We start from the raw sequence: 11,443 nt of genomic DNA, 5'->3' as shown, positions 1-11,443 counted from the left end.
GCCTAGCGCCCAAGCGCGCTGAGTAGGGTGAACCGCGTGTCCGACACCCTTGATCTCCTCGCCGACCCGATCGACCTGACGACCGCGCTCGTGGATGTGCGCAGCGTGTCCGGGGAGGAGGCGGAGATCGCGGACCTCGTCGAACGCTCCTTGCGCGTGCACGCGCCGCACCTGGAGATCACCCGTTCGGGGAACGCCGTGCTGGCGCGGACATCGCTGGGCCGCGGCCGCCGGGTCGTGCTCGCCGGGCACCTCGACACCGTGCCGATCAACCAGAACTTCCCCAGCCGCCGCGAGGGCGACGTCCTGCACGGCTGCGGCACCGTGGACATGAAGGGCGGCGACGCGGTCATGCTCGCCCTCGCCGCGCTGAGCTCGTCCGCTGCCTACGACCTCACGTTCGTCTTCTACGACTGCGAGGAGATCGAGGCGGAGCGCAACGGCCTCACCCGCATCCAGCGCGACCTGCCGGAGTGGCTGCTCGGCGACCTCGCGATCGTGTGCGAGCCCTCGAACGGCGTCGTCGAGGCCGGCTGCCAGGGCACGATGCGGATCGAGATCACGACCTCGGGCAAGCGTGCGCACACGGCCCGCGCGTGGATGGGTTCCAACGCCATCCACGGCCTGGGCGAGGCGTTGCGGCGGCTGGAGTCGTACGTGCCGCGGCAGCCCCTGATCGACGGCTGCCAGTACCACGAGGGCCTGCAGGCGGTGAAGATCTCCGGTGGCGTCGCCGGGAACGTCGTGCCGGACTCCGCCGTGCTGACCGTGAACCACCGGTTCGCACCGGACCGGTCCGTCGCCGAGGCCGAGGCGCACCTGCGTGAGGTGTTCTCCGGTTTCGACGTCGTGGTCACGGACTTCGCCGGCGGCGCGTTGCCGGGGCTGGGCGCTCCGGTTTCCCAAGAGTTGATCGCGGCCGCCGGTGGGACGCCCGTGGCCAAGCTGGGCTGGACGGACGTGGCGCGGTTCGCCGCGCTGGGCATGCCCGCGGTGAACTTCGGGCCCGGCGACCCGACGCTCGCGCACACCCAGGAGGAGCACGTGCCGGTCCAGCAGATCACCGGGTGTTTCGACGTGCTTAAGCGATTTCTGCTGGACTGATCACTAGCATCTCAGTGATGAACGAGGAGAAGAACGGCGCCGTCGACGAGCGCCCCACCGAGAAGCAGCGTGGCCCGGTCGTGCTGCGGCGGGACCGCAAGGACGAGCTCACCACCACTGATCAGCGCCTGCTGGACTCCCGCGGCCCGTCGGACTGGGTGCACACGGACCCGTGGCGGGTGCTGCGGATCCAGGCCGAGTTCGTGGAGGGCTTCGGCGCCCTGGCCGAGGTGCCGTCGGCGGTGACCGTGTTCGGGTCCGCGCGGACCGGGCGGGACCACCCCGAGTACCAGATCGGGCGCGACCTCGGGGCCGCGCTGGCCGAGGCAGGGTTCGCGGCGATCACCGGGGGCGGGCCCGGTGCGATGGAGGCCGTCAACCGCGGGTGTTCCGAGGCCGGCGGGTTCTCCATCGGCCTGGGGATCGAGCTGCCTTTCGAGCAGGGGCTGAACCCCTGGGTCGATCTCGGGGTCAACTTCCGGTACTTCTTCGTGCGGAAGACGATGTTCATCAAGTACTCGCAGGCGTTCATCTGTCTGCCTGGTGGGTTCGGGACGCTTGACGAGCTGTTCGAGGCCTTGACGTTGGTGCAGACGAAGAAGGTCACGAAGTTCCCGGTGGTGCTGTTCGGGACGTCGTACTGGCAGGGGTTGTACGACTGGATCCAGAACTCGGTGCTGGAGGGTGGGAAGGTCGGGGAGAAGGACCTCGCCCTGTTGCACCTGACGGACGACATCGATGATGCGGTCCGGGTGGTCAAGGACGCGCACAAGGCTTGGGGCGACGCGCACTGACCTGTTCGCTCGGGGTGCCGGTTCCGGTTCCGGTTCCGGTTTCGTAGGCCGGTTCCTGTTCCAGCGGGGTTGGTTGCGTTCCTGGGGTTGGGCTGCGGTTGCGAGGGTGTTCGCGCGGGTCCTGTCGAAGTGCGGGGTGGCGATTGGGGCTTGACTTCGGGGCCCTTGCGAGGTGCTTGTCGGACCGGAAAAGGCCGGGCTGAAAAGAGGCCCGGCCGAGCCACTAGTGGTAGCACCTCGCACCCAAAGTCAAGCCCCAATCGCCATCGATGGGTCCGACCGCTGACCAGCCGGGCATCAGCCCGTTCGGGCTCGCTCCGCTTCGCCACGCCAGGATTCGTAGTTGGTGGGCTTGCGTTGTTGGCTGTCCGGTTGAGAGCGCGCGCCTGGCCTGCGTGCGTGGTTGGGATGCGTTGACGACTGCAGTTGGGTGCGCGCGCCTGGTTTGCGTGCGTGGTTGGGCTGCGTTGACGACTGCAGTTGGGTGCGCGCGCCTGGTTTGCGTGCGTGGTTGGGCTGCGTTGACGACTGCTGTTGGGTGCGCGCGCCGAGCTTGCGTGGTGGTCGCCTTGCGGTGGGTGCGCTGCCGAGATCCAGCCGGAGTGTCAGACCCTCTCGGTACGTTGGGTCGCGGGGGAGCCTGAGTCCCAGGGGACCCCTGCGTCAGCCTGCGATCTGCGTGGCCACGCGTGGGCGATAGGGTGCCGTCTTCCTGCGAGGAGTGGACTTCAGGGTTATGTACGTTGCTGTGTATTGCGGGAGCCTCGCCACCGTTCCCCAGAGCTATGTCGACCTCGCCGCCGAGGTCGGGCGCCAGATCGCTGCCCGTGGCTGGCACCTCGTGTGGGGTGGTGGGCAGACCTCGATGATGGGCGCGGTGGCCAGGGAGGCCCGTGCCGGTGGGGCGCACACCTACGGGGTGATTCCCAAGGGGTTGGCGACCCGCGAGATCGCCGACCGGGAGTCGACCGAGTTGCACGTGGTCGACACCATGCGCGAGCGCAAGAAGATGATGGACGACAAGGCGGACGCGTTTCTGACCTTGCCCGGCGGCATTGGTACCGCTGAGGAGTTCTTCGAGGTGTGGACTGCCGGGGTGCTCGGCATGCATCGGAAGCCGGTCGTGCTGCTGGACGTCGACAACCACTACAAGGGGTTGGTGGAGTGGTTGACGGAGTTGCGGGACAAGGGCTTCGTGTCGCACGCGGCCTTGAGTTCGCTGGTCGTCACGGACGACGTGTCAGTTGCTCTTGACGCTTGCGTCGTCTAGGCCCTTGGCCTGGGCCAGGAGTTCGGTCTCCGGCAGGAGGTCGGGGAGTGGGCGGTACGGGGTCGCGGTGACCTCGTAGCGTTTGCCGGAGACGACCTTGCCCTGCCAGGAGCCTGCGATCTCGCCGTCCACGAGGATGGCGCCCCTGCGCCCCAGGATGCGGAAGATGTCCTTCTGGGCTGCCTTGTCCGGCAGGAGCAGGTCGCGGTCGCGGGCCTGGAGGTACGGGTCGGTCGGCGGGAGCAGGCGGACGTCCGGTGGGTCGGCGTCGACGATCTCCACGTCTTCCGGCAGCCAGGCCTGGTTGCCTTCCACGGTGACCTCGACGAGGCCTTCTTTGGGCCAGCGCTTCTTGAGCTCGCGGACGGTGGTGCCGAAGTAACTGGCCACTTCGGACGGTCCCGCCGGGCCGTGCAGGGTCAGGTAGCGGTGGATCAGTTCGTCGAAGCCCGCCGTTTTGCGCGGGACGCCCGGCCAGCCGTGGATTCGTTCGAACGTGACGGTCTTCTCCTCCGGGAGGATGCGCAGGCCTGCCGGGAGGGCGCCGAGGCGGAAGATCGGGTCGCTCACGTGCTCGGTGCCGCAGCCCCGGCACGGTTCGACGGTCTGGGCCGGTGCCAGCGGGGTGAGGGCCTTGCTGAGGTCGCCCTTGGTCATCGGCTTGGTGACGATGGAGCGCATCGCGGTCGCGATGTGGCGGAGGGCGGCGAGCATGTCGTCGGCCTTCGGGCGGGCCGCGCGCGCTCGGGCGTCGGCGTCGCTCCACGGCCAGAGGGCCCGGGAGAACGCTTTCAGCTCTCCCGCCCGGTGCAGGTGCGGGGCGCCGCGGACGGACCAGGTGTGCGTGAAGTCGTCCGCGGCCGGTGTTTTCAGCCTGGCGGCGAGGCTCAGCACGGCCGCGCCGGCGGTGTTGTCCTGGATGCCCAGGGAGAACACCGCCAGCTCGGTCGCGTCGCTGGTCCGCCGGTCCAGTTCGTGCTGGTGGATCCGGTGGAGGAGCACCTGTTGCCGGGTGAGGTCCACCCCGACATTCTTACGCCTTCGGGATGGTGAGGCTCGACGGTCCGAAGGTGACGGTTGAGCCGCGAGTTGATTCCGTCAGATAACGCGGGTCGACCGTGTCGATCACCAGTGCGACCCGGTTGCCCGCGTCGACGTTCCAGACGGTCGGTTCCAGGTCCACGGCGAGGGTCTGCGTGCGGCCGGCGCCGGTGACCTTGATCGGCTTGTGCGTGATCAGAGCGCCCAGACCGAGCGGGCCCACCTCGTACAGGTACGCGAAGAGGGTCGTCGTTTCGGCGCTCGGGGTGACCGTCAGGGTGAGGCGAGGCGTGCCCGCCAGCGTGGTGGTGCGGGAGTAGTACGGGCCGTTCCAGACGCCGGCGACGTTCCTGTCGACGAACGGCAGGGAGACGCCCGTCGGGATGTTCAGGAACCCTTGCAGGGCACCGGAGAGCAGGATGGTGCCGCTGTCGGCGACCGTGCCCCAGCCCGCGGTGATCCGCTTGCCGTCGAGTTGGAGGGTCTCCACGTTGGCGTTCGGCCAGGCAGGGAACGCCCGCCAGGCGCCGCCGTTGTTGGGCTTGAGCTGGACGGGTTGTTCGGTGTCGATGCCGTTCGAGACGCCCTTGACGTAGCGGTCGAACCAGCGGCCGACGGACTCCCAGATCTCGTTGGGCAGGCCCGCCGCGCCGAAGAGCTCGGCGGTGGCGTGGTCGCCCGGCGAGAGCATGAGTCGCTTTGGACCCGTCAGCTTGCCGTAGAAGTCGGTGATCTGGCCTGGAGCGAAGATGCCGTCGTTCCAGGCGTTGCCGAGCATCACGGCGGTGCCGTTGGCGTTGATCTGCGCGATCTTGGACGCCGCCGAGCGCTCCGCGGAGATCGGGACGACCTCCCAGAACCTGCCGTCGCGGTACGCGTCCTCTGCCTCCTGCAGGACGGGACCGGGACGTCCGGTGGCCTTGCCCGCGGCGAGCAGGACCTCCACGGCCTGCTTGTTCACGGTGTTGTTCGGGTAGAGCGAACGGGCCAGGTCGGTCCACGTGCTCAACGCGGCCGCGGCCTTGATGCGCTTGTCGTTCGCCGCGGCCAGCAGGGACTGGCCCGCCCCGTACGAGATGCCGGCCGCACCGACCTTGGTGCCGTCGGCGTGCGCGTTGGCGATGGCCCAGTCGATGACCAGGCTGACGTCCCCGACGGTCTCGGGGCCCGCCACGTCGATCGTGCCGCCCGAGTCCCAGAAGCCGCGGCTGGTGTAGCTCACGACGACGTAACCGGACTGCTTGGCGAGCTTCGCGGCCGCGCCCACGTACTCGATGTTCGGGACCGCCCAGCTGGACGGCATCACGAGCAACGGGAACGGGCCGGGGCCCTGACCGGTCGGTTCGACGACGAGGGCCTTCAGGGTGGTGCCACCGACGCCGGGGATCGAGCGGTAGGAGATCTGGTGTCCGGGAGCGGCCGTTGCGGCGACCGGAGCACCGAGCAGGGTTGTGAGGAGTACCAGGACCAAAACAAGTGATCGTCGCACGCTGGTCCTCCTTGACCATGACGTAGATCACACAGGGTTGTTACTGCGGAGTAAACCAGGCTGCTACTCGTGGGTAGCAAGACCCTGTGAGCCAGGTCACTGTCAGTGCGGGTGTTTACGCTGGGTGGCGTGAACCGATTCCGCGTCACTGAGCTGCCGAAAGACCGGGTCCTGGTCGTTGCGCATCTGACCAGCGCGGACGCGTTGGCTCAGGTGGTCGCCGCCGGAGCCGACGTCGTCGAGTTCGACGGCGAGCTGGACCTGCCGTCGCTCACCGAAACGGTGGATGTCGTGACGATCCCCCCAGGGGACGAGGACTTCACCCTGGCGGCTGCCACAGTGGCTGCGATGTCCGGCGCACGGGCCGTTCGTGCGTCCGACGTACGGCAGGCGAGGAAGGTTGTGGAGATGGTGGCGAGTGTGGTCGGGACCCGTCCGCCGGCTCGTGCGATGCGGGCGCTGGCCTGATGCTGCCCTCCGTCGAAGCCTGGTTCGCCACGCACACCTGGCAGCAGCCGTCCTGGACCGTCGACGACCTCGTGGCGTTGAAGCGCGGGCGGACGGTGTCCGTGGTGCTGCCCGCGTTGAACGAGGAGGAGACCGTCGGTGACGTCGTCGCCGTGGTCAGGCCGTTGCTCGGGACGCTCGTCGACGAGCTCGTGGTGATGGACTCCGGGTCCACGGACCGGACGGTCGAGGTCGCCGCCGAGGCCGGGGCGCGGGTGGTGCTGCGCGAGGACGTCGTGCCGTGGCTGCCGCCGGTGCCCGGCAAGGGCGAGGTGCTGTGGCGGTCGCTGGCCGCGACCACCGGGGACCTGATCGTCTTCCTGGACTCGGACCTGGTCGATCCGGAGACCGCGTTCGTGACGGCGTTGCTCGGGCCGTTGCTGCTGGACGCCGATGTGCACCTGGTGAAGGGGTTCTACCGGCGCCCGTTGCGGCTGGAGAGCTCCGGCGGCGGGCGCGTCACGGAACTGGTGGCGCGGCCGTTGCTGAACACGCTGCGGCCGGAGCTCTCCGGTGTGGTGCAACCGCTCGGCGGCGAGTACGCGGCCACCCGGTCCTTTTTGGAGTCCGTGCCGTTCGCGGCCGGGTACGGCGTGGAGATCGGGCTGCTGCTGGACGTGCACCGGGTGCACGGGCTGGCGGCGCTGGCGCAGGTGAACCTGGGCGTGCGCAAGCACCGGAACCGGTCGTTGCTGCAGCTCGGCGCGATGTCGTCGCAGATCATGGGGACGGCGCTGGCCCGCTGTGGCGTGGCCGCGGAGTCTGGTCCGCTGACGCAGTTCGTGCAGGTCGGGGGCGAGTGGCTACCCGACTCGACGGACGTGGTCGTCGCCGATCGGCCGCCGATGGTGCACGTGCTCGAACAGGGCTAGCTGCTCGGTCCGGTGCGTGACGACCAGGGCCGGGCCGCCGTGGTCGTCCAGGACCTTCGCGAGGACCCGGTCTGCTTGGAGCGGGTCCAAGCCTTCGGTGGGTTCGTCCATCAGGAGGACCTCGGGGCGGGCCAGGACCGTTCTGGTCAGGATCAGGCGCTGGCGTTGGCCTCCGGAGATCTCCTCGCCGCGTTCGCCGACGACCTGGTCCCAGTTGAGGTCCAGTTCGGTGATCCCGGCGGCCCTGTCGAGTTCCTGTTGGGTGGCATCGGGTTTGGCCAGCAGGACGTTGGTGCGGACCGTGGTGTGGAAGACGTGCGCGTCGGCCAGCGCGCCCCTGCTGGGCTCCAGGTCGTGCGCGATCGCGTTGAGCAGGGTGGTCTTGCCGGCACCGCTCGGGCCGACGATCGCGGTACGTCCGTGCAGCTCAGGTGCGTTGTGGGTGATGGCGGGCGCGGGTTCGCCGGTGGGTTCCGGCCTGGGCATGGTGAGGGCCGCGAGCGGGATGGTGATCTCGAACGTGGCGACGGCGGCCATGATCAGCCAGCCCGGTTCGTGCTGGGCGAGCAGCGCGATCGCGGTGGCGAACTGGACGGCGATGGCCAGCGGGGTCAGGTCTCGGGTGCGTTCGCCGCGTGACAGTTCTTTCGCGGTTTTGGTCGCTGCGGCGAGTTTTTCGTCGAACAGGCCGTAGGCGATCAGTTCTTCTTTGCTGTGGACCAGTTCGGTGGTCTGGTCGGTCAGCCTGGCGCGCAACGGGGTCAGGTCGCGCGGGTTCCTGATGGCGAGCCACGGCAGCAGGGCGAGGTTGATCAGCAGACCGGCGACCAGGGGGAGCGAGAAGCCGGAGAACGCGACCGCGGTGGCGCCCACCAGTGCCACGGTGAGCCACGGCAGGGTGGCGCGGAGCCTGGTGTTGAGGTGCTGGTCGACGTTCGTGACGATGCGGGTGAGCGCGGTGCCGGACGGGACGTGCTCGCGGTGCGCGAGGTCGTCGTAGACCCGGCCGCGCAGCTCGACGGCCTCGCTGAGCACGGCTTTGTGGCTGGTCAGGCGTTCCAGGTAGCGCAGGGCGCCCTTGGCGAGGGCGAGCGTGCGGACGGCGACGATCGCCACGGTCAGCGCCTGCATCGGCGGGTGTTCGGCGGCGCGCATGATCAGCCAGGTCGCGGTGGCGGTGAGGCCGACGCCGGCCAGTTCGGCGAGCGTGCCGACGAGGATCGCGAGCTTCATACGTGGACCACCCTGTCGACCTCGTTCAGCAGTGTCGGGCGATGCGCGACGATCACGGCCGTGCGGCCTTTCGTGAACTCACGGGTTGCCTGGAGCACAAGGGACTCCGTGTCCGCGTCGAGGTGCGCGGTGGGTTCGTCGAGCAGGAAGAGGCCGGCTTCGCGGCGGTCGAGCGCGGTGGCGAGTGCGACGCGTTGCTGCTCGCCGGACGAGAGGTTCGCCGGGACGAGCGTGGGGCGTTGCGGCACCCAGGAAAGGGAGTCCAGCCATTGGCGGTGGTCGAGGTCGTTCAGGTCGACGCCGCCGACGAGCACCCTGCCGTCGTCGGGACGCACGAAACCCAGCAGCAGCCCCAGAATCGTGCTCTTGCCCGCGCCGCTCGGGCCGACCAGCGCGATCCGGTCGCCGGGGGAGATGGTGAGCGAGAAGTTCTTCAGGCTGCGCACCGACACGTTCTCGAACACGATCTCGGCCTTGCCGAGATCGGGCGGGGTCTGACCGCTGGTCTCGTTGTGCGCCGGGACTTTCGCGAGCACCTCACGGCCCTGCGCGCTGGCGTGGTACTGCGCCCCGGCCGCCCGGAGCGGCAGGAACGCTTCTGGTGCGAGGAAGAGCACGAGGAGTGCGGTCTGCAACGGCACCCCGCCGTCGAGCAGCCGGAGCCCGACCGGCACGGCGACCAGCGCCACCGACATCGTCGCCACGACCTCCAGCACGAACGCCGACAGGAACGCGACCCTGAGCGCGGACATCGTCTCGGTCTGGTGCCGCGCGGCGAGCTCGCGGACCGTCTCGGACTGCGCCTCGGCTCGACCGAACGCCCGCAGCGTGCCGATTCCCCTGACCACGTCCAGGAAGTGGCCGCCGAGCGCGGCCAGGGCGTCCCACTGCCGGGCCGTGCGCTCACGGGTGTGCGCGCCGACCAGCGCCCCGAAGATCGGGATCAACGGCAGCGTCGCGAGGATCGTCAACGCCGCCGTCAGGTCCGCGAACCCCAGCCTGACCACGACCGCGAGGGGCACCACGACGGCCAGGACCTGCTGCGGCAGATAGCCCACGACGTACGGCGTCACGTCGTGCACGCCCCGCGTGACCAGCGTGGCGACCTCACCGGCCTTGGCGCCGGGCGTGCGCAGGAACGCCTCGCGCAGGCGGGTTCGGGTGCGTTCGGCGGCGCGGTGGGCGAGGACGCGGTGCGCCCACCAGACCAGCACCCGCGCGGCGATCACCAGGCACAGCAGGACAAGTCCTGGTCCGCCGCTCAGCACCGACGCCAGCAGTTCGGCCTGCGCCAGCACGAGGAACGGGATCGGGATCAGCGCGAGGAGATGGCGACGATCGACCATTGCAGCACCACCACCAGCGGGATGACCGGGATCGCGACCCACGCGAGCAGGCCGAGCGTGTCGGAGTGCGCCATCAGCCCGGTGACGTCGATCGAGCTGAACGCGAGCGGGATCGGCAGCGCGCACAGGGCCGCCGTGACCGGGAAGACCTTCCACCGCCGGGTCTGGAACACCCAGCCGTGCAGCACGAACAGCACCGGCATCACGAACGCGACGGGCCACGGCGCGTGCAGCAGGTGCGCCAGGAAGAGCCCCCAGCCCACCGACACCATCAACGCGCCGGTGAACACCAGCCACCACCACAACCGCAGCTGCACGGCCGCCATGAACAACACCAGCCCGGCCAGGACCAGCGTGAACGTGCTGTGCGCACCCGACAGCAGCTCGCCTTCGAGCCGCGGGAACGCCGCGAACAGCACGCCGATCGCCGCGACCAGCCACACCTCGTTGCCGAGGAAGAACGGGTTCATCTGCCGCAGCACGACCTCGCGGCCGCGGAACGGCAGCAGCAACCCCGAGCCGTAGTCGAACCCGGCCAGCGCGAAGTACCCGGCGGTCAGCACACCGAGCAACGTCAACCAGAGGATCTCCATCAGAGCGTCACCACCAACGGCGAGACAGGGGCGGGCGCCACGTCCGGACCGCGACGGACCGCACGCGCGATCAACGCCCAGTCGACGCAGGCCAGCACCACGAACAGGGACGTGAACACGATGAGCGACAACAGGATCTGCGAAGCGTCCACATGCGACACGGCGTCCTCGGTGCGCAGCAGCCCGTAGATCAGCCACGGCTGCCGCCCGATCTCCCGGAACATCCACCCGAAGATGGCCGCCGCGAACGGCAGCGGAACGCCGATCACCATGAGGTACAACGGAAAGCGCATCCGGATCACGGCGTCGCGGAACAGCAGCGGCAGCGTGAACCAGCTGACGGTCGTCAGCGCCATCCCGATCATGATCATGAACCCGAGGGGCGCGCCGACCCATGGTGTCGCCTCGGACTTGCCCGGCTGGTACTGGGCGATCACCGGGAACTGCGCGAAGCCGGCGCCGATCAGCGACGGGGTGGCCAAAGCGGTCGTCCACACGCCCATCCGCAGCGAGCGGCGGAAGAAGTCGACCTCCGGCGTCCGCTTGATGAAGTGGTACGCCGAGACGCCGGTCATGAACACGCCACCGGCGGTGATCGCCGCGAAGACCACGTGCGTCAGCGCGGAGGTGAACGTCGGGTTGGTCAGCAGCGCGCCGAAGTCGTCCAGCCGCAGCACGTCGCCGTCGACCCGGTAGCCGACCGGGTGCTGCAGGAAGCCGTTCGCCGCCATGATCCAGAACGCCGACGCGAACGCCGTCAGGGCGGTGGCGTACAGCAGAGCCAGGTGCACCCAGCGGTTGAGCCTGCCCCAGCCGAAGATCCACAGGCCGAGGAACGTCGACTCGAGGAAGAACGCGATCAGCGTCTCCAGCGCGAGCGGTGCCCCGAACACGTCGCCGGCGTAGGTCGCGAGGCCCGACCAGTTCAGGCCGAACTGGAACTCCATCACGATGCCGGTGACGATCCCGAGCGCGTAGTTGATCACGTAGATGCGGCCCCAGAACCGCGTCATCCGCTCGTGGACGGGCGCGCCGGTGATCGTGAACCGCGTCTGCATGATCACGAGCAACGTCACGAGACCCAGCGTGAGCAGCACGAACAGGAAGTGGAACGACGTCGTCAACGCGAACTGGAGCCGGGCGAGGTCTACTGCGCTCATGGGTAGAGACGCTATGCGTAGCGCGCCTACTTAT

General features: G+C 69.1%; 11 protein-coding genes. 5 read left to right on the top strand and 6 right to left on the bottom strand.

The window, feature by feature from the left end; all coding sequences use genetic code 11:
- Positions 1 to 36 precede the first annotated feature (36 nt).
- The 3 genes from dapE to ACQEU1_RS21950 all read left to right on the top strand — a co-directional run bounded on the left by dapE (position 37) and on the right by ACQEU1_RS21950 (position 3,168).
- A complete protein-coding gene (gene dapE / locus ACQEU1_RS21960) occupies positions 37 to 1,104 on the top strand; it encodes a succinyl-diaminopimelate desuccinylase (RefSeq protein WP_433204694.1) in 1,068 nt (355 codons plus the stop codon).
- Positions 1,105 to 1,121: 17 nt separating this feature from the next.
- Complete coding sequence (locus ACQEU1_RS21955; RefSeq protein ID WP_433204691.1) at positions 1,122 to 1,898, top strand: TIGR00730 family Rossman fold protein; 777 nt, start codon at positions 1,122 to 1,124, stop codon at positions 1,896 to 1,898.
- A 736-nt stretch (positions 1,899 to 2,634) separates the two neighbouring features.
- Entirely contained in the window at positions 2,635 to 3,168 is a 534-nt protein-coding gene (locus tag ACQEU1_RS21950; RefSeq protein ID WP_433204688.1) for a TIGR00730 family Rossman fold protein, read from the top strand.
- Here the strand turns inward: ACQEU1_RS21950 and ACQEU1_RS21945 are convergent.
- Both ACQEU1_RS21945 and ACQEU1_RS21940 read right to left on the bottom strand, forming a co-directional pair.
- Positions 3,139 to 4,191, bottom strand: coding sequence for a winged helix DNA-binding domain-containing protein (locus tag ACQEU1_RS21945; RefSeq protein WP_433204685.1), 1,053 nt, complete (start codon positions 4,189 to 4,191; stop codon positions 3,139 to 3,141). The genes ACQEU1_RS21950 and ACQEU1_RS21945 overlap by 30 nt on opposite strands.
- 10 nt (positions 4,192 to 4,201) lie before the next feature.
- Positions 4,202 to 5,698, bottom strand: a complete 1,497-nt coding sequence (locus ACQEU1_RS21940; RefSeq protein WP_433204682.1) for a CocE/NonD family hydrolase — start codon at positions 5,696 to 5,698, stop codon at positions 4,202 to 4,204.
- A 129-nt stretch (positions 5,699 to 5,827) separates the two neighbouring features.
- Here ACQEU1_RS21940 and ACQEU1_RS21935 point away from each other — a divergent pair, with 129 nt between their 5' ends.
- A complete protein-coding gene (locus ACQEU1_RS21935) occupies positions 5,828 to 6,166 on the top strand; it encodes a hypothetical protein (RefSeq protein ID WP_433204679.1) in 339 nt (112 codons plus the stop codon).
- Positions 6,166 to 7,077, top strand: a complete 912-nt coding sequence (locus ACQEU1_RS21930) for a glucosyl-3-phosphoglycerate synthase (protein ID WP_433204676.1) — start codon at positions 6,166 to 6,168, stop codon at positions 7,075 to 7,077. The genes ACQEU1_RS21935 and ACQEU1_RS21930 overlap by 1 nt, the downstream gene beginning before the upstream one ends.
- On the opposite strand, the gene ACQEU1_RS21925 is transcribed toward ACQEU1_RS21930, so the two are convergent.
- Genes ACQEU1_RS21925 through ACQEU1_RS21910 form a run of 4 tightly spaced genes read right to left on the bottom strand, consistent with a single transcriptional unit; the run spans position 7,009 to position 11,409 of the window.
- The gene (locus ACQEU1_RS21925) at positions 7,009 to 8,310 is read right to left on the bottom strand and encodes an ATP-binding cassette domain-containing protein (protein ID WP_433204673.1); all 1,302 of its coding nucleotides are present in this window, start codon (positions 8,308 to 8,310) and stop codon (positions 7,009 to 7,011) included. The two genes, ACQEU1_RS21930 and ACQEU1_RS21925, sit on opposite strands and share 69 nt — an antisense overlap.
- Positions 8,307 to 9,656, bottom strand: coding sequence for an ABC transporter ATP-binding protein/permease (locus tag ACQEU1_RS21920; protein WP_433204670.1), 1,350 nt, complete (start codon positions 9,654 to 9,656; stop codon positions 8,307 to 8,309). Before ACQEU1_RS21920 ends, ACQEU1_RS21925 begins: the two co-directional genes overlap by 4 nt.
- Positions 9,626 to 10,249: a cytochrome d ubiquinol oxidase subunit II gene (locus ACQEU1_RS21915; RefSeq protein WP_433204667.1), complete on the bottom strand. Its 624-nt coding sequence runs from the start codon at positions 10,247 to 10,249 to the stop codon at positions 9,626 to 9,628. Before ACQEU1_RS21915 ends, ACQEU1_RS21920 begins: the two co-directional genes overlap by 31 nt.
- Positions 10,249 to 11,409, bottom strand: coding sequence for a cytochrome ubiquinol oxidase subunit I (locus ACQEU1_RS21910; RefSeq protein WP_433204664.1), 1,161 nt, complete (start codon positions 11,407 to 11,409; stop codon positions 10,249 to 10,251). Before ACQEU1_RS21910 ends, ACQEU1_RS21915 begins: the two co-directional genes overlap by 1 nt.
- Between the last annotated feature and the right edge of the window lie 34 nt (positions 11,410 to 11,443).

The organism is Lentzea sp. CA-135723, assembly GCF_050936595.1.
GTDB lineage: Bacteria > Actinomycetota > Actinomycetes > Mycobacteriales > Pseudonocardiaceae > Lentzea.
Note: the sequence above shows the minus strand (reverse complement) of the source record. Positions and strands in the feature narration are given on the sequence as shown.